We start from the raw sequence: 19,140 nt of genomic DNA, 5'->3' as shown, positions 1-19,140 counted from the left end.
AACTCCCTAAAAAATCAAATCAGTTCCTTCTTTTCCTCAATCTTCCTGTACATATAGTCAAAGCTAAAGACTAGAACGTAAACCGCAATTAGCATTGCCATATTTTTTATTAATCCTTCTCCAAAGAATGAACCTCTTGGGATGTAAAATAAATTTGGGATAAAGTAATAACTTGTCAATAATAAAAATCTATTTTTTACAACATATTTTTCATACTTTATAATTGCAATTCCAAGTAAAATTGAAATTATAATTAACCAGATATATCCTAAATCATATATTTCAGCGATGTAATTTGAACCAATTCCTTCACCTTTTAGATAAGCTCCTGAATTTAGGTAATATGTTAATCTGTCTGCAAGTGAATTTGTTGTTTCAAGAGTTTCAAGCGACTGTGATTGGAAGCCTAACAGTCCCTGCAAAATGTACGGATAGCTTCCATGTCCGACAATGTTATGCTTGAAGTTAATTGTGTAGCCTAGGACAAGGTAGCTTACACCTTGAGAAAATAGGAAATTGTAAATTGTATTTATTAAATCTAAACTGAATATTTTTTTACTTCGGATAGATACTAAAATTTGTGAGAAAATCACTGTAAATCCTACTAATTTTACCATTGTCTTGGCTTTTATCCTGATTCCATAGACTTTTGCATAATACCACATTATGAAAAGCAGCTGTGTCAAAAATATTGCTCTTGCCCCCTTGAACGAATCCAACAGTTTTACCATAAGATAAAGTGAAGAAATTGTCAAAAATTTTCTTTTGGATGGAATTGAAATTAGAAATATTAAAAATCCAATTGTCATTACTGTTCCAGAACCTTTTGTAAATGCAGGATAGTCAACTCCTTTTAAAATTCCAGTATAATATGCCTCATATCCGGCATGTAATATTACTCTTAACTGTATGAACATTTTGTAGGCTAAAGCAGGCAATGAGATTATAAATAAAGCCATTCCAATATCTGTAAACATTCTTCTACTTTCAAGTGTAATGCTGCTTCTTATTTCACTAATTTTTTCATTTGAAATTCCAATAAAAAATCCCAAATGTGTAAACAATAAGACAAGTAAAAAAACTGTTATTATCTCATTTCTCACATCATAATAAAAATAAAAGTTAGCAAACTTCGTAGCCCATCCAAATTCTTTATAATTCACAATATCCAAAAATATTCTTGTAAAATTAAACAAAAATAACGTATACAAAAAAATCATATACGAATTTAACCACTCCAAATAAATTTTTGCCGTAAAAAATGTATAAATATATACTCCCATAAGCAAACATTCTAAAAATTTCATTTCCAATGCATCATTTGGAAAAGATACAATACTTTTTAAAAATAGTACAAATGCAATAACAAATATATGAAATATTAAAAATCCAATTTTATCTTCCTTTATAAAATTATTCCTTTTCATCAATTTACCTCTATTTTCATTTTTTTCTTTTATACTCAAATCCTTTTAATATCAATCTGTTTCAAATCAAACAGGGGATTGAATAAATATCCATAGTTTTTTCTAAATTAGTTTTACTATGATTCCATCTAAAATTTTATCATATCGCCACTAAAACTTCAATGATAAATATTTTTTTCAATTTTCATTTTTTATACATCAATATTCCCTAAAAAAATTGGTAAAATGTGGCAATTAATACTATAAATATATATTATAAATAAAAAAAGAAACTATCTATTTATTTAAGACAGTTTCTTCAATATTTTCAATCTAAAAAATTACAAATTATTTTCCCTCAAATATTCTTCCACATCAAGTGCCGCAATTGCTCCACTTCCCGCTGCAACAATTGCTTGCTGATATTTGCTATCTTGAACATCTCCAGCTGCAAAAATTCCAGAAGTACTTGTTTTAGAAGATTTTCCTTTGGTTGCAATATAGCCTCTGTTATCAATTTCAACTTTTCCCTCAAGAAATTTTGTATTTGGAGTTCTTCCAATTGCTACAAAAATTCCATCTGTTGCCAAAGTTTCAGTTTTACCTGTTTTGTTATTTATAAGTTCAATTCCTGTAACTTTTTCATCTGCCAATACTTTTTTAGGCGTGTAATCCAATTTCCATTCGATTTTATCATTATCTTTTGCTCTTTTTTGCATGATTGCAGAAGCACGTAAAATATCTCTTCTATTAATAATAGTAACTTTATTTACAAATTTTGTTAAAAAAATTGCCTCTTCCATTGCAGTATCTCCCCCGCCAATTACAACTACTTCTTTTCCACGATAAAAAAATCCATCACAAGTGGCACAGGCACTAACTCCTTTTCCAATATTTTCCTTTTCATTTTCAATTCCAAGATATTTTGCACTTGCTCCTGTTGATAAAATTATTGTCTTTGTTTCTACAATATTTCCATTATCTAAATGTAACTCAAATGTCTTTTTCCCATTATTTTCAACATCTTTAATATCCTTTACCACCGCTTGCAAAAATTCAGTCCCAAAATTTTGGGATTGAGATTTTATATCTTCCATTAATTGCGGTCCTGAGATTCCTTGTGGAAATCCCGGAAAGTTTTCAACTTCTGTTGTTGTTGTAAGCTGTCCGCCTGGCTCCATTCCATTTATCACTATATTTTTTAGTCCAGCACGGCTTAAATAAATTGCAGCTGTAAGTCCTGCCGGTCCTGATCCAATGATTACTGAATCGTACATATTTTTCACCATTCCTTTTTTATATTATTAAAGTCTAGTGAAAAAATGACCACTAGACTTATCCTATAAATAAATATTTCTTTAATAACCTATTTCACCTGATTGTAATTATAACACTTGATTTACTTCTTCATAAAGTGCTTCTTTTGAATGTAATCCAACTAATTTTTTAACAGGTTTCCCATCTTTGAATAAAATTAATGTAGGAATACTTTGGATTCCAAAAGATTGTGCCAATTCCAATTCTTCATCTACATTTACTTTTCCAACTGTAGCTTTTCCTTCCATTTCTCCTGAAAATTCTTCAATAATAGGAAGCTGCATTTTACAAGGTCCGCACCAGCTAGCCCAAAAGTCAACTAGAGCCACTCCATTTGCAATACTTTGTTCAAAATTATCTTTATTTAAATTTAATGCCATTTTACATCATCCTCTTTCTTTTTTTATTTTTTTCTTTATTTAAGTTAGTAAATTTATAGTTTATTTTTTAAAAAATTTGTGTTATACTATTTTTAGAAAATCAACTATTCAATCAAGTAATTGAATAGTATCATATTTAAAAAAAATTGTCAATACTTTTATTTAAAATTTTAAAATTATGCTTGAACTTTATCAATATTTAAATTAATTTTAACTAAATTTCATTTAAAAAACAGAAATTATATCACATTTATTCGATATAAAATTTAAATTGAAAATAGTATAAATTATACAGAGCTAGAAGTTTAAGCAAAATTCAAGTTTGACTTTAAAAAAATTTTACTATTACAGTAAAACCAATTTAAAACTAAACTCAAAAATTATGACTATTTCACTCAAACCCTAAGTTTATATGATTTTTAACAGTTTAATTTTTACGAGTTCGAGTATATAATTGAAAAGGAAGATAAATAAATGGATAAAATATGTGAAAATTACAAAAATAGCCTGTATTCAGGATTATCAAAAATTGGAAAATGCCTGTCTAGTGAAAAAAGGATTGAAATATTGGATCTGCTTGTACAAGGGGCAAAAACTGTGGAAAGTATTTCAAATGAAACAGGAATGAGCATCGCAAATACTTCTAGGCATTTGCAGATTTTAAAGGATGGAAACCTAGTCATTAATGAAAAAAAGGGAAATTATGTTGTCTACGAAATTGCAAATACGCAGATAATTGACTTGGTGTATCTTTTAATTGGCGTGGGAGAAAAGCAGCTGGCAGATATTCAGCGAATACACAATGAATTTAATGACAGCTGTATGAAAATCCGTCCTATTACATTAGAGCAGGCATATGAAATGGCAAGACAAAACAAAACACTAATAATAGATTTACGACCTGAAGATGAATTTAATTCAAGCCATATAGAAAATGCAATTAATATTCCGATGAAATATCTTGAAAAAAATATTAAAAATTTGCCAAGAGATAAGAAAATCATTGTTTATTGCAGAGGAAGAAACTGCGCCTATGCAAATTTGGCTTCCAAATTGTTAAATGATAACGGTTTTCAGGCATATAGCCTGAATCAAAGCTATTATGACTGGCAGAAAAATAAAAATTTTTAACTTTATTGAATTAAAAATAAAAAATATAAAACAGGAGATAAAATGGGATTAATTTTTGTTACTGGCGGAGCTAAAAGCGGTAAAAGCAAATTTGCTGAAGAGATGCTTTTAAAATTGAATAACGGAAATCAGAAAAATATATATCTAGCAACATCGCTTGTGTTTGATGAGGAAATGAAAGAAAAAGTTCGACTTCATAAAAAAAGGAGAAAAAATGACTGGTTTACAGTAGAAACTTACAGGAATTTTAAAAATAAATTGAATAATTTTTTTGAAAATAATGATAAAATAAAAAATAATATGCTTGTAGACTGCCTTACAAATATGATTACTAACATAATTTTTGAAAATCAAAATATTGACTGGAACAATTTTGAGAAAAAATTGTATATTCAAACTTTAAAAAAATTAAATAAAAATGTAAAAAACTCTGTAGATGAGCTTTTAAATATTACAAATCAATTTGAAAATACTGTAATTGTGTCAAATGAGCTGGGAATGGGGCTTGTCCCAAGTTATCCACTTGGAAGGTATTTTCGTGAAATTGCTGGGAAAATGAATCAGATTGTGGCAGAAAAGGCAGATGAAGTGTATTTTGTAGTTTCTGGGATTCCAATGAAAATAAAATAAATAATAATTGATAACTATACAAACTCAGAATTTGATAAAATAAATATCCTAAAGCAAGATATCTTGACCCTTCACAATAAAAAATAAATCAAAACAAAGGAGGATAATTTTAATATGGGAAAACAAAAAACAGATTTGCAAATAAAAAAAGATAAAATTAGAAAACAAATTTTAGAAAAAAGAAATAATCTTTCTATTGAAGAAGTAGACAAAAAAAGTGAATTAATTATAAAAAATTTATCTCCATATCTAAAAAATGCTCAAAATATAATGATTTTTATGGATATGAAAAATGAAGTTAGAATTACAAAATTATTAGAATTTTACCCTAAAAAAAATTTTTTTATTTCAAAAATTGTAAATAGCAAAAACAGAGAAATGAAAATTAACAAATATAACGAAAATGAGCTTATTTTACACAAATTTGGCTATTATGAATCTTCTTCCAATGATTTTTATGACGAAAAAATATTGGATATTGTGATTGTTCCAGCACTTGCCTTTGATTTTAAGAAAAATAGGATTGGATTTGGTGGCGGGTATTATGACACTTTTTTGAATAAAGTTAGAAAACAAAATAAGAAGGCTTTATTTATAGGTGTTTGCTATGATTTCCAAATGATTGAGGAAGTGCCGATTGAAGGGCATGATATAACTTTGGACTTTATTATTAATGAAAGTGAAATTATATGATTTTTAAATAAATTAAAAAAAATTTTCTCTTGAAATTATAAAAAAAAAATGATAATATATATTGCTAAAATAAATAAAATATCCTATAATATTCCCAAAAAAATTTATTCATTCTTATCTAACACAATATTAATGGGATTTGGTTATATTCTAATTCGGACTACAACCCAAATTTAATTAGTCCGAATTTATTATTTTAAAATTTTTATTGGTCAAAAAATTTTAAAGGAGATGAAATTTTAGAAAGGAGGTTTGTATGAAGAAAAAGTTGAAAAATAATAATTTTTTAATCCCATCTTTTTTAGCAGGAATGACAGGTTTAGGATTTGGAGAAAAAGTGGAATCAAATAATGCTCCATCCGTAAATATTTCAAATAAGAAATTATCTCAAAATAAAAGAAATTTATCAAATAAAAAAAATAATGATTTTTCAAAAAACGAAGAAATTTATGATATTATTAAAAATAATCTAAAAATTGAAGATAAATTTAAAGTGGATTTTGGATATACAAATGGATTTCATAAAAGTCCAATTAACGATTCTTTTTCAGAATCTAAAGAAATTAATGAAAAAAATTCCACTAAAAATGAAACAACAGTTCCCTATGTTATTATTAATCCTGCAAATGGACCTTCTGACAAGGCAGAATATGAATATATTGTACAAATTAGAAAAAATAAGGAAATGGGAATTAAAAATTTGGGATATATCACAACAGATGAATATACAAAAAGTATAAAAAAAGTAACTTTTGAAATTGATAATTATATACAATTTTACGGCTCAAACAATATTTCTGGAATTTTTATTGATGAAATCTCATCAGGAACAAATCCGCTAGAAGTCGATTATATGGCACAAATATACACGCATATAAAAAATAAATATCCTGACTCAATCGTAGTTGCAAATCCCGGAGGCACAATAACTGACGAAATGTCCAAATATTCTGATTTATGGCTAACAAGTGAACAATCCGCCGATAACTACATCAATCATTGGACGCCAAGAACCTATAATTTTGAAAATGATCCTAAAAATGCAAACCGTATTGTCCATGTTATTCATTCTGCAACATCTGAACAATACGAAACTCTATTAAAATTATCAAAAGAACGAAATGCAGGTTTTCTAATGATAGCAACTGATATTCCAAATATTCCTTATGGTGATTTGCCACAAAATTTTGAAAATCTAATAATGTCAATAAATACTCCCAGACTTGAAAATCTTTCAGATGTAAAAGACACTTTATCTGAACAATTAACGATGGAAAATAAAAATACAGAATCAATCTCTGATAATTCAGAAAATCCTGCATCTGAAGAAATTACAAAAAATCCCAAAATAGAAGATGAATTTGGTTTACAAAAATTTATTTCATCAGGAAAATATAGCATTAGCGGAAATCTCAAAATTTCAAGTCTTGATTTCTGGAATCTTCTAAATTTTCATTGTAAACCTGAAATATTGCTTTCTTATCTTAATATCGGATACAACATTTTAGAAGAATTTACTGTAAAGCCTTCAGAAAAAATAAATGAATCTGGAGATTTTAAATTTGATTTAAATAAAAATTGGGATGTCTAATAAATATAAATAAAAAAATAGGCTGTTTCATAGATATTTATGATACAGCTTTTTTATTAATACTTTTTTCCATTTAAGCAACGAATTAACTATGAATTTCTTTGCAAGGGGTAAAGCCCCTTGTTAGAAAATATACTCAAATCCATTCAAAATTGAATTATTAAAAATTATATAAACTTAGGGTTTGGGTAAAATAGTCATAGCTTTCGAGTTCAGTTTTAAATCATTCTTACTATAAATAAAATATAATTTTTATTGTTCTTGTATTCCGCTCTTTTCCACAATTACCTTTAGTGAGTGCCAACTCAATGTAGCACATTTGACCCTTGCAGGCATTTGAGCTACATACTCCATAAGTACCGCATCTCCTAATTTTTTACTTTCTTCCCTTGTCAGCTTTTCCTCCTGCTTCATCATTTTAAAAAATAAATCTACCTTTTCTTTTGCCTCTTTCATTGTCTTTCCTTTTATCAAGTCAATCAGCATAGCCATAGAAGCTGTTGAAATAGCACATCCAGAACCGATAAATGCAGCATCTTCTATTATGTCATTTTCATCAGTTTTTATTTCCAAAGTTAAGTCATCTCCACAGTTTGGATTATGCCCTCTTTCAGCAAATGTCGGATTTTCAATTTCACGGTTTAATTCTCTACGTCTACTGTATTCTAGTATTGTCTGCTGATAAATTTTTTCTAAATTCATAATAACCTTCTTTTCAAATTTTTATTTTTTACTTTTTTTCTATAATCCAAAAACTTCTTTTACTTTTAAAAGCCCTTCTATCAATTTATCAATATCCTCTTCGTTATTGTAAATGCTAAAACTAGCACGGCAGCACGACGGTATTCCTAGATAGTTCATCAAAGGCTGAGCACAATGATGTCCTGAACGAACTGCCACATCATAAGAATCCAATATAAATGCCACATCGTGGGAATGTACATTTTTCACGTTAAAGGCAATAATTCCAGTATGTTCAACATCCTTTGTAAAATATGTTTCGACAAAATCCAATTTTTTCAATTTCTCCAAAGCATTTTTTGTAAGTGAATTTTCAATTTCATTGATTTTCTCATAACTTATTTCCTCAATAAAATTAATCGCTTCCTCCAAAGTTACAGCTCCTTCCACATTTTGAGTCCCACCTTCAAACTTATTAGGAAGCTGTGCAAATGTTGATTTTTGCTCTGTTACAAACTCAATCATATCTCCACCATACAAAAAAGGCGGCATTTTCTCAAGAAGCTCCTTTTTTCCATACATAACTCCAATTCCCATCGGTGTAAACAGTTTATGCCCTGAAAATACAAGAAAATCTGCATCGAAATCTTGAACATCATGTCTAAAGTGCAGCATTGACTGTGCAGCGTCTACAAGAACAAGTGCATTTTTATTTCTATTACGTGTGATTTCGATAATCTCTTTTATCGGCTGAATAACTCCTGTAACATTTACCACGGCAGAAACTGCCACAAGTTTTGTTTTATCAGACAATTTACTTTTAAAATCTTCAATATCAAACTGTCCATTTTCAGTAAGATATACAAATTTTATCTTGGCATTTTTCTTTTCTGCCACAAATTGCCACGGCACAATATTTGCATGATGATTGGAAACTCCCAGTATTATTTCATCATTTTCATTTATAAATTCTATTCCATAGGAATAAGCTATTAAATTAATTGATTCTGTCGTATTTTTTGTAAAAATAACTTCCTTATCGTATTTTGCATTAATGAACTTTTGTACAGTTTTACGTGCATTTGCCATTAAATTTGAGGCTTCCATAGACAATGTATGTGAACCACGTCCTGGATTTCCATTATATTTTTCATAATATTCCATAATTTTATCTAGGACTCTTTTTGGCTTTTGTGAAGTTGCCGCTGTATCTAGATAATGGCTATCTCTATTTTTAAATATTGGAAATTCTTTTCTATAATCCATATTTTTTCCCTCCTTATAATTACAATTTTGCCCACAAGTAATACAAAATTATATCACTTTGCGGGCATTTTTTCAAACTTATACTAAACCCTCATAAAAAAACAGAAATTATATTTTATTTACTGACAAGGGGCTTGAACCCTTGTAAAAAATCTGCTATTTAAATAAGAAATAGTATTATATTCTAATTTTTTAAATTCTTCTTTCCAATTCATCAAATAATTTATCTCTCAATTTTTCATCATCAATGTTATCCATTATTGGACGGAATGAAGATTCGACTATTAATTTTTTTGCCCTGCTTTCAGAGAGTCCACGGCTCATTAAATAAAATAACTTAGCTTCGTCAACTTTCCCAACAGAAGCCGCATGTTCTCCAATAACGTCATCTTCACTACAAAATAACGTTGGAATGGAATCAGCTTTTATTTCATCATTTAATAAAATCGCAAATTCTCCTTCACGTCCTTCAGACTTGCTAGAACCTTGCTTAAAGTAAAGGTTTCCACGGAATACCTTTTTAGCAGTATCCTTTACAGCTCCCCTTGCCTGAAGCTCCCCAATCGTTCTACGTCCACGAAATACTACCGAATATTCCAAGTCCAGCTTTCTGTCTTCATCAGCAAGATATGCAGGCCATACATAAACTTCTGATGAATCTTCTTCAAGATATGATTTATGGCTTATCGCATTAATTTTCCCACCTAATTCAACGCTATAATATTCGGTTTTTCCTTGTCCCATTGTTTCAATTTTTGATGATTCAAAATTAGAGCTTTTGGTATTTAATGTCTGTATTTTTATAATTTTTACTTCTGAATTTCTTCCAGTAACCACTTTGATAATTCCATTATGATAAACTGGTGTTTCATCTAGTGAATCATAATTAATAATTACTGTAACTTTTGCAAAATCTTCCACTTCAATTACATTATAGTCAACTAAAAAGTTATTTTCCTTATTTGTATGATAATTTAAATAAATTGGCTTATCAATTTTTTTTCTTTCTCTAATTTTCAAATATTTCCCTTCGTTATAAAAAGCAAAATTTTGCTTTTTGAAAAAATCTCCTAATCCATAATCATTGTCATTTTTCAATTTTTCCAATTCTTCTAACGATTCACTTATATTTTTTATAACAACTCCATCCTGATTTTCATTTTTTATTTCCAAATTATTAAATTCCTTAAATGCTTCAGGTTCTTCATACTGGTAGCCTACTCTTTTCCAATTAACCTTTTCAAGCGTTTTATATTCTTCAAAGATTTTTAATCTGTAATCGCTGTTATCAAGATTCTGTATGCTTGATTTTTCTAACATTTTCTCTCCTCTCATTTTTTAAGCAATAAATGTATTTGTAATTTTTTTTGAAAAGGGGTCAAGACCCCTTGCTAGATAATATCTATTTTATACAATTTTAAATCCATATAGTTATCAAACAGATCTAAAGTCTTTTAATTATCCAATTGTCCCTTCAAGTTCCAATTCAATCAGCTTATTCAATTCAACTGCATATTCAAGCGGTAATTCTTTTGAAATTGGCTCAACGAATCCTCTTACAATCATCGCCTTTGCCTCATCTTCGCTAATACCTCTTGACATCAAATAAAATATTGCTTCATCACTTATTCTTCCAATTTTTGCTTCATGTCCAATATCCACACTGTCGTTATTTATATCAATTATTGGTATTGTATCTGAAGTTGATTCATTATCCAGCATTAATGATTCACATTCTACAGTTGATCTTGTTCCCGTTGCTTCTGGCAGAACTTTTAAAAGTCCTCTGTAAAAAGCTGTTCCTCCATTTTTTGAAATAGATTTTGAATGAACTGTCGAGCTTGTATTTTTCCCCTGATGAATAATTTTACATCCTGTGTCTAAATATTGCCCAGCTGCAGCAAATGTAACTCCTGTAAATTCACATCTTGAACGATCTCCCTTTAAAATACTCATTGGATAAAGCATAGAAACTCTTGATCCAAATGATCCTGACACCCATTCTATTACTCCGTCTTCTTCCACCAATGCTCTTTTTGTATTTAAGTTATACATATTTCTTGACCAGTTTTCAATCGTAGAATATCTTAATCTTGCCCCTTTTCTAACAAAAAGTTCTACTGCTCCTGCATGTAATGCATTTTTTTGATATTTAGGTGCTGAACATCCTTCGATAAAATGTAAATCTGCTCCTTCATCAACAATTATAAGGGTATGTTCAAATTGTCCAGCTTCTGGTGCATTTAGCCTAAAATATGACTGCAATGGCATTTTTACCTTTACTCCTTTTGGAACATAAATAAATGATCCTCCAGACCATACTGCTCCGTGCAATGCTGCGAATTTATGGTCATTGACTGTAATTAATGTCATAAAATATTCCTTTAGCATATCTCCATATTTTACAATTGCTGTTTCAATATCTGTATAAATCACTCCTTGTTCTTCCAGTTCCTTATGAACGCTGTGATAAACCACTTCAGAGTCATACTGTGCTCCTACTCCCGCAAGTGACTGCTTTTCAGCTTCTGGAATACCAAGCCTGTCAAATGTATCCCTTATATAGCTTGGCACATCATCCCAATTTTCATTCATTGGTGCCGAATCAGGCTCTAAATAATGTACAATGTCATTCATGTCAAGGTCTGATAAATCTGGACCCCAATCAGTCATTGGCTTTGAATTATAAACTTCCAATGCCTTTAATCTAAATTCCCTCATCCATTCAGGCTCATTTTTTCTTTCTGAAATTTTTTTAATAATTTCTGGAGTAAGCCCTTTTTCAACTTTATATCTATAATGCTCTTCATCCTTTATATCATAAACACCACGCTCAATATCCGCAATATATGTTTTTTTTCTATTTTCCATTATTCCCACACTTTCCATTCTGTAATCAAATTTTATAATCCTAATTCTTCTTTTATTTTAGCATAACCTTCTTTTTCAATTCTTTCCACTAATTCTTGTCCGCCTGTCTTTACAATCTTTCCATTCATTAAAATATGAACAAAATCAGGCTTCAAATAGTCAAGAACTTTATCATAGTGAGTAATTATAAGCAAAGCTGTATCCTTAGTCTTTAACTTTTGAACTCCTTCAAATACAATCTTTGTCGCATCAATGTCAAGCCCAGAATCAGTTTCATCCAGAATAGCCAATTTCGGTTCTAAAACTGCCATTTGCAAAATTTCATTCTTTTTCTTTTCTCCACCAGAGAATCCAACATTCAGATGTCTATCTGCATATTCAGGATTTATATGAAGTTTTTCCATTTTTTCCACCAACTCATTGTGAAATTGCATCAAATATTGTTTTTCCCCAGTAACAGCTTCCTTTGCCGTTCTCAAGAAATCCTCCACAGTAAGCCCTGGTATTTCCTCTGGATATTGGAATGATAGGAAAATCCCCTTTTTAGCCCTTTCATCTACAGCAGCATCATTAATATTTTCTCCATCCAGAATAATATCCCCAGAAACCAGTTCATGCTTTGGATGTCCCACAAGAATACTTGCAAGCGTTGATTTTCCAGCCCCATTAGGTCCCATAATTACGTGAACTTCCCCTTTATTTATAGTTAAATTTAATCCCTTTAGGATTTCTTTTCCTTCTACTTCCGATCTTACATTTTTTAATTCTAACAAACTCATGTTAATTTTACCTCCAAAAAAATTTTATAAATATATCCAAATTTTATAAACTGAAAAAAATAAGATATATTAACCAGAACATATTTAATTTTTACATTTTGTTCTTAAACTAATTTTATCATAAATTTATTTGTTTATCAAATTAAATATCTTTACAAATATTAATTTTTACATTTTTCAATAATTTAGACTTTCAAAACAAAAATAATTAACAATGTAAAACTTTATAATAGATTTTTTTAAATATATAGTAAAATAATTTTAAGAAGAATATAATAAATCTATTATTTCAATAAAATTACATAATATCATTCCCTATTTAAATAGCGAATTTTTTATAAGTTATTTTTAGCAAACTAGCTTAATCTTTGCTAAAATATTATTCTATTTTTTATGTAATTCAGTATAAAATGAATTTTCTTTGACACAAGGAGGATGAATAAGGAAATGGATGAAAAAAGCAAGGTAAAAAATGACTGGAAAATGACAGATGATGAAATGGGAAATACAAACGTTCCTGTAATAATAAATAAAAGCTATGATGAACTGCTGCAACAGTTGACGGATACAATTAAAAAAAATGGTCTAGATGTAGATATGGACAAGATTTCAGAGGCTTTTACACTCGCTTATGAGTCACATATCGGACAGAAGAGAAAAAGTGGAGAAGATTATATTCTACATCCTGTGGAAGTCGCAGAAATACTTGCTGATATGCAAATGGATACAGATACGATTGTGGCTGGACTGTTGCATGATGTGGTTGAAGATACGCTTATATCCCTTTCAGATATAGAATATAGCTTTGGAGTAAATGTGAAAAAACTCGTAGATGGTGTTACAAAACTTAGAAATTTGCCAAGAACAAATAGTAAAAAATTAGAAAATATACGAAAAATGGTTGTTGCAATGTCTGAGGATATTCGGGTTGTAATTATAAAATTGGCAGACAGGCTTCATAATATGAGAACGTTAAAATATATGAAACCTCAAAAACAGCTGGAAAAATCTAAAGAAACTCTTGAAATTTATGCACCAATTGCCCATAGAATCGGAATGGCTAGAATAAAATGGGAACTAGAAGATATAAGTTTTAGATTTTTGTATCCAGATGACTATTATGAAATTAAAGAACTTGTTAATTCCAAAAGAAAAGAACGTGAAGAATACACGGCAAAATTCATCGAAAAAATAAAGGAAGAGCTTAAAAAAAATAATATAAATGGAGAAGTTACTGGGCGTCCAAAACATTTATACAGCATTTACCGAAAAATGCACGAAAAGGAAAAAAGATTTGTGGATTTGCATGATTTAATCGCAATAAGAATTATCGTTGAGAAGAAAAATGAATGCTATAATGTGCTTGGAATAATTCACGATTTATTTATCCCTGTATTTAAACGTTTCAAGGATTATATCTCACAGTCAAAACCAAATGGTTACCAATCCATCCATACAACAGTAAAAGGAGTAAATGACCAAAATGTAGAGATTCAAATTAGAACAAGAAAAATGCACGAAATTGCAGAAGAAGGAGTTGCTGCACATTGGAAATACAAAGACAAAAAATCAAAATCTAAAAATGAAAAATTTTATGCAGATGCAAAAAAATTAACAGATTCTGTTCAAAGAAAAATAGATGAGAAGGAACAAAAGGGATTTGCCCAAGAAGTTACTGGAGATGTGCTTAAACAGACAATATTCGTATTTACGCCTAAAGATGATGTTGTGGAAATGCCTAGAAATTCAACTGCACTCGACTTTGCATTTCAAGTTCATACACAAATTGGGTACAGAACAATCGGAGTAAAGGTAAACGGAAGAATTACACAGCTTAATCAAGTGCTTAAAAACGGGGATAAAGTCGAAATTATGACTTCTAAAAATATTAATAAGGGACCTGGAAAAGACTGGATTGAAATGGTAAATAACCATAGTTCACGTGTAAAAATTAGAAAATGGTTCAAAGATAGGGAATTTGAAGAAAAGTCTAAAGAAGGGGAACAAATTTTAGAAAAAGAATTTGAAAGGCTTGGTTTAAAGTTAAAGGATATGCTTGAAGATGAACGTGTTTTCCTTTATATGAAAAAATTCAATATTCCTGATAATAAAACATTATTTTATAGATTCGCCATTGGAGATTTGTCACTTGACGGATTTTTGAATAAATTTGAGAAAAAGGAAGAAAAGGCTCTGGAAAAGGTGCTTGAGGAAGAAACAGAAAAGGCAAATAGACAAAAGGAAAAAAACGGCGGTATTAAAATATCTGGAACTGAAAACACAATGTACCGTTTTGCAAAATGCTGCAGTCCGCTTCCAGGTGATGAAATAGGTGGTTATGTAACGAGAGGTCGTGGAATTGCAATACATCGTTCAGATTGTGAAAATTTTATTTCCCTTATGGAAAAGGAACCTGAAAGAGAGGTTGACGTTTACTGGGATGAATCTGCAATATCTGCCAATACAACATACGAATTTAATTTTACAATAAAGGCTTCAGACCGAAACGGATTACTTCTAGATATAATCCGAATTTTAAACGAATATAAAATGAACCTTCTAAATGTAAATACAAATACCTTTAAAGAAAATGGGAACAAACGAATGCTCATACATTTAAGAATAACAATAAAAAGTCGTGAAGATTTTGAAAGATTGTCAAACAATTTAAAATCAATGTCGGAAATAATAGATATAATAAAAAAATAAAGAGTATTTTTAAAAGGGGGAATTTATATGGATTTAAAATTTTTAATTACATTAATTTTATTCATATTATTATTCAAAATATTTATATACATTACAAAAAAAATCATTTTTTTATTTTTCATAATTGTAATTTTTATAGTTATTATAAATTATTTTAAATATTGAATATAACTTTTATGAAAAATATAATTCAATAAATTAATAACTTATAAAAAATAATGACAAGGGACTTAATCCCTTGTCAAAAATAATTTATAGCAAATTTACTATTTAATGGGAATAGTATTTAATAAATACTAATTTTGATTTTCCTGATTAAAGAATGAACCAGTATTATTTAGATTTGGTGTACTTGGTGTTTCAGTTTCATCATTTGATGTATTATTAGTAGTTGATGATTTAAATTCAAATGGATGTAATCTATCCTCAGGTATTTGATAATTATTTATTTTTTTAATAGTTATGATTCCATTTTTATTGGAAATAGTACCGACAACATCTAAAACGACAATATCAGTATCTGTAACTCCATATTTTTGACCAATAAAATTATAAATCTGATCCAGTAATCCAGAATCATCTTTTACTGTATAATTAATTGTCTTATTTGGGAATATTAAATTATCTTTTACATAAGTGAAAGTATTTGTTGCTTTTACATATTCTCCTTCAAAAGATTTATTTACAGTTTTTTTTGCAGCTGTTCCAATAACAGACATTACAAGCATCATTATTAGTAGTAGTAATTTTTTCATAAAATCTCCTTGATTAATATTATTTATGGAAACCTAAATCAGCTGGATTGACATCTCCAGAGATTTTTTTTACAGCTCCTCCTTTTTTCTCAAACTCATTTCTCATTAAAGTGGTTTTTTTTATAAGTTCAACTGTATCCTTTTCAAGGTTGGAACTGTTATATCGCCCTTTAGTCCAGTATTCGATAACTAATGAACTATCTCCAAAAATTATTTTTGTGCCATATTTTTTTGCATAGACAAAAGCTATATAAATACCAACTAATTCACCAAAATTGTTTGTTCTAGTGCTGGCGACATAATAGTTTCCAAATTCATTGATATTTTTTTTATTCATAATCTTGTAAAGCAGTGAATTGCCCTCAAAATCAGTTAATCTGACTTCCACGCCATTGCCTCGCCCTGTTCCCGCATCAAAATAAATTGCTTCACGTTCCAGTTCAGAATGCAATTCTATTAAATTCTTTTTTTCTTTTTTTTCATAATTTGCTCCAGAATTTAGCCATTCTTGTGCTTCCAAAAGGCTTTTAAATGATTTATAACGAGCTTTTTCACCGCTTACTTTTTTTTGACAATCTGCCCAACTTTCAAGTATTCCATTTTCATTTGTACCTATAATGAAATAAGCATAAAATTTTTGATTTTTTGACATTTTTAGATTATAAGTTCAATCCTCCGTCAACTCTTAATACTTGTCCTGTAACGAATTTAGACATATCACTTGCTAGATATAATGCTGCATTTGCTACATCTTCAGCATCTCCCATTTTTCTAAGAGGAGTATTTGCAAGTACATTTTCTACAATTTTTTCGGGTAACACGTGAGTCATATTTGTTTCGATGAACCCTGGTGCAATTGCATTTGCTCTAAGATTTTTTCTACCAAATTCCTTTGCCCAAGTTTTTGCCATAGCAATTACTCCACCTTTGGTAGCTGCATAGTTAGTTTGTCCTGCATTTCCATCAACTCCAACAACAGAAGCCATATTAATTACACTTGAGGCTTTACTTTTTAACAATAATGAAACAAATCCTTGCATTACGTTGTAAACACCTTTTAAGTTAATATCAATTACTAAATCCCAGTCAGCTTCCTTCATTCTTTGAAGCAAAGAATCTCTTGTAATTCCTGCATTATTTACAAGAATATCCAGTCTTCCATATTTTTCCTTGATTTCCTTTGCAACTTCCTTAATATTTTCCCTATCTGTAACATTTAATTTTATATGTGACACATTTTCGTGGCTGTAATCAGGATCAATTAAATCTCCAGAAATAACTGTAGCTCCATTTTCTGCAAATTTTAATGCAATTTCCTTTCCAATTCCTCTTGAACCGCCTGTAACTAATGCAATTTTACCATTTAACACTATATTTCCACCTTTCTATTCTTATTTTTTTTATTTTATTTCTTTTATAATTTAATTAATTTAAATTACTCAGAACTTCCAATTTTACTTTTGTTAATCCTTTTCCTGGACTTTCAATTTTTGAAAAAGCTCCATAACTTAAATCTATTACACGTCCTTTTGCAAAAGGTCCTCTATCATTTATCTTTACAACAACTTCCTTCCCATTGCTTAAATTTGTAACTTTAACTTTTGTTCCAAATGGCAGACTTTTATGTGCAGCTACCATTTCGTTTGAATTATGTCTTTCTCCACTTGCCGTTCTGCTTCCGTGCAATCTTTTCCCATAATATGAAGCAACTCCACTTTGTGAAGATTTACTTTTTGTTTCAAATTTTTTTGCTTCAGAAGAAATTTCGGATTTTTTTGAAACGATTAAATCTGGTCCGCTTTCAGCCGCTTTCATCATTTCTTTTTTTATGTAAATTATATTTGTTTCATCTGTTTTTGTTTCTGAAACTAATGATAGTGAAACTACCAGACCTGCAAACATAGTAATTATTTTTCTCATTTAATATCTCGCTACTAAAAATATATTAAAATATATTCTCTCTAAATATTTATTAGTAGGCTCTCCTTTTATTCCTTATTTGAGAATATATGACTTAATTATATCATACTATTAAAGTTAATTCACTTTTTTTTATCTTAGTTATTTTAGGATTAATTCATTTCAGGTTGTTTAACATGTTGAATTTTAGGGCTATTTACATTAAGTGTTTCAAATGTGTATCCTGCTTTTTTATATCCATCTATAATTTGCTGTAAAGCCTGAACAGTAGTTTTCTTAGCATTTGTATCGTGCATTAGTACATTAATGTCAGAATGAGTTGTACAAATACCGTATTTTACTAATTTTGCCACAGGTACATTATTTCCTGAAGCATCTGTGCTGTCACAGTTCCAGTCAAAATAAACAAATCCTTCTCTTGTCAATCTATTAATGATAGCAGTTTTTAAAGCCTTTGAAGCAATAGCGTTGCTAGAACCTCCAGGAAATCTTATAATTTTTACATCTTGCCCAGTTGTAGATTTTATAGCGTCACGTATTTGATAAAATTCTTTAAAGAAACTATCTTCATTTGCATAAACTTTTTTATATTCATGTGTAAAGCTGTGCAGTCCAATAGCATGTCCCTGATCAGTTATTTTCTTGTAGTCTTTAAAGTTTTTTCCGATTCCGATTACAAAAAACGTAGCTTTTATATTATTTTTTTTCAAAATTTCAAGAATTTGATCAGTATGTCCTGAAGGTCCATCATCAAATGTCAAATAGACTGTTTTAATTTTCTTGTCAGCTTTTAACTTTTGATATTGTGCTTTCACATCAGCATTTTTTTTAGTAACGGCAGCCAGTTCTGCAGTTTTTTTATCTTTTTCGTTAGTTAATTTTTTTACACTTGATTCTAAACTATGATGTTCTATAAATTTTGCAGTTGTACCAAAAATATGCACTCCTGAATACAAAAATCCTATTATAGCCAATGTTATTCCAATGACTGAAAATGTTTTTTTCATTTTT

Annotated in this window: 18 protein-coding genes; 5 read left to right on the top strand and 13 right to left on the bottom strand. The window is 29.2% G+C overall.

Going from position 1 to position 19,140, the window contains the following annotated elements; all coding sequences use genetic code 11:
* Positions 1-14 precede the first annotated feature (14 nt).
* The 3 genes from wzy to trxA form a co-directional block, all read right to left on the bottom strand.
* On the bottom strand, positions 15-1,427 hold the full coding sequence (gene wzy / locus F1564_RS01860; protein ID WP_018450880.1) for an O-antigen polysaccharide polymerase Wzy: 1,413 nt from the start codon (positions 1,425-1,427) through the stop codon (positions 15-17).
* Between the two features lie 320 nt (positions 1,428-1,747).
* On the bottom strand, positions 1,748-2,683 hold the full coding sequence (gene trxB / locus F1564_RS01855; protein WP_018450881.1) for a thioredoxin-disulfide reductase: 936 nt from the start codon (positions 2,681-2,683) through the stop codon (positions 1,748-1,750).
* Positions 2,684-2,791: 108 nt separating this feature from the next.
* On the bottom strand, positions 2,792-3,103 hold the full coding sequence (gene trxA, locus F1564_RS01850; RefSeq protein ID WP_010137541.1) for a thioredoxin: 312 nt from the start codon (positions 3,101-3,103) through the stop codon (positions 2,792-2,794).
* A 474-nt stretch (positions 3,104-3,577) separates the two neighbouring features.
* On the opposite strand from trxA, the gene F1564_RS01845 reads away from it, so the two are divergent.
* The 4 genes from F1564_RS01845 (at position 3,578) to F1564_RS01830 (ending at position 7,148) form a co-directional block, all read left to right on the top strand.
* On the top strand, positions 3,578-4,234 hold the full coding sequence (locus F1564_RS01845) for a metalloregulator ArsR/SmtB family transcription factor (RefSeq protein ID WP_018450882.1): 657 nt from the start codon (positions 3,578-3,580) through the stop codon (positions 4,232-4,234).
* Between the two features lie 42 nt (positions 4,235-4,276).
* A complete protein-coding gene (gene cobU / locus F1564_RS01840) occupies positions 4,277-4,864 on the top strand; it encodes a bifunctional adenosylcobinamide kinase/adenosylcobinamide-phosphate guanylyltransferase (RefSeq protein WP_018450883.1) in 588 nt (195 codons plus the stop codon).
* Positions 4,865-4,978: 114 nt separating this feature from the next.
* Positions 4,979-5,557 (top strand): 5-formyltetrahydrofolate cyclo-ligase, encoded by a 579-nt coding sequence (locus F1564_RS01835; protein ID WP_018450884.1) that lies wholly within the window; start codon positions 4,979-4,981, stop codon positions 5,555-5,557.
* Positions 5,558-5,813: 256 nt separating this feature from the next.
* Positions 5,814-7,148 carry a spherulation-specific family 4 protein gene (locus F1564_RS01830; protein WP_018450885.1) on the top strand — a complete coding sequence of 445 codons (1,335 nt, stop codon included), beginning with the start codon at positions 5,814-5,816 and terminating at the stop codon, positions 7,146-7,148.
* A gap of 252 nt (positions 7,149-7,400) precedes the next feature.
* On the opposite strand, the gene sufU is transcribed toward F1564_RS01830, so the two are convergent.
* From sufU to sufC, 5 genes are all read right to left on the bottom strand, one after another.
* Positions 7,401-7,850 carry a Fe-S cluster assembly sulfur transfer protein SufU gene (gene sufU, locus F1564_RS01825; RefSeq protein ID WP_018450886.1) on the bottom strand — a complete coding sequence of 150 codons (450 nt, stop codon included), beginning with the start codon at positions 7,848-7,850 and terminating at the stop codon, positions 7,401-7,403.
* Positions 7,851-7,889: 39 nt separating this feature from the next.
* Positions 7,890-9,095 carry a SufS family cysteine desulfurase gene (locus F1564_RS01820; protein WP_018450887.1) on the bottom strand — a complete coding sequence of 402 codons (1,206 nt, stop codon included), beginning with the start codon at positions 9,093-9,095 and terminating at the stop codon, positions 7,890-7,892.
* A gap of 192 nt (positions 9,096-9,287) precedes the next feature.
* On the bottom strand, positions 9,288-10,415 hold the full coding sequence (gene sufD / locus F1564_RS01815; protein WP_018450888.1) for a Fe-S cluster assembly protein SufD: 1,128 nt from the start codon (positions 10,413-10,415) through the stop codon (positions 9,288-9,290).
* Positions 10,416-10,553: 138 nt separating this feature from the next.
* Positions 10,554-11,984 carry a Fe-S cluster assembly protein SufB gene (gene sufB / locus F1564_RS01810; RefSeq protein WP_018450889.1) on the bottom strand — a complete coding sequence of 477 codons (1,431 nt, stop codon included), beginning with the start codon at positions 11,982-11,984 and terminating at the stop codon, positions 10,554-10,556.
* A gap of 14 nt (positions 11,985-11,998) precedes the next feature.
* Entirely contained in the window at positions 11,999-12,745 is a 747-nt protein-coding gene (gene sufC / locus F1564_RS01805) for a Fe-S cluster assembly ATPase SufC (RefSeq protein ID WP_018450890.1), read from the bottom strand.
* Positions 12,746-13,180: 435 nt separating this feature from the next.
* On the opposite strand from sufC, the gene F1564_RS01800 reads away from it, so the two are divergent.
* Positions 13,181-15,454 (top strand): RelA/SpoT family protein, encoded by a 2,274-nt coding sequence (locus tag F1564_RS01800; RefSeq protein ID WP_018450891.1) that lies wholly within the window; start codon positions 13,181-13,183, stop codon positions 15,452-15,454.
* Between the two features lie 296 nt (positions 15,455-15,750).
* On the opposite strand, the gene F1564_RS01795 is transcribed toward F1564_RS01800, so the two are convergent.
* The 5 genes from F1564_RS01795 to F1564_RS01775 form a co-directional block, all read right to left on the bottom strand.
* Positions 15,751-16,209, bottom strand: a complete 459-nt coding sequence (locus F1564_RS01795; RefSeq protein ID WP_018450892.1) for a hypothetical protein — start codon at positions 16,207-16,209, stop codon at positions 15,751-15,753.
* A gap of 19 nt (positions 16,210-16,228) precedes the next feature.
* Positions 16,229-16,861, bottom strand: coding sequence for a ribonuclease H family protein (locus F1564_RS01790; RefSeq protein ID WP_018450893.1), 633 nt, complete (start codon positions 16,859-16,861; stop codon positions 16,229-16,231).
* A gap of 7 nt (positions 16,862-16,868) precedes the next feature.
* Positions 16,869-17,579 carry a 3-oxoacyl-ACP reductase FabG gene (fabG, locus tag F1564_RS01785; RefSeq protein WP_018450894.1) on the bottom strand — a complete coding sequence of 237 codons (711 nt, stop codon included), beginning with the start codon at positions 17,577-17,579 and terminating at the stop codon, positions 16,869-16,871.
* A gap of 55 nt (positions 17,580-17,634) precedes the next feature.
* Complete coding sequence (locus F1564_RS01780; RefSeq protein WP_232053385.1) at positions 17,635-18,129, bottom strand: septal ring lytic transglycosylase RlpA family protein; 495 nt, start codon at positions 18,127-18,129, stop codon at positions 17,635-17,637.
* Between the two features lie 152 nt (positions 18,130-18,281).
* Complete coding sequence (locus tag F1564_RS01775) at positions 18,282-19,136, bottom strand: polysaccharide deacetylase family protein (protein ID WP_018450896.1); 855 nt, start codon at positions 19,134-19,136, stop codon at positions 18,282-18,284.
* Between the last annotated feature and the right edge of the window lie 4 nt (positions 19,137-19,140).

It is taken from the genome of Leptotrichia shahii (assembly GCF_008327825.1).
Taxonomy (GTDB): domain Bacteria; phylum Fusobacteriota; class Fusobacteriia; order Fusobacteriales; family Leptotrichiaceae; genus Leptotrichia; species Leptotrichia shahii.
This window is presented reverse-complemented; position numbering and strand designations above follow the sequence as displayed.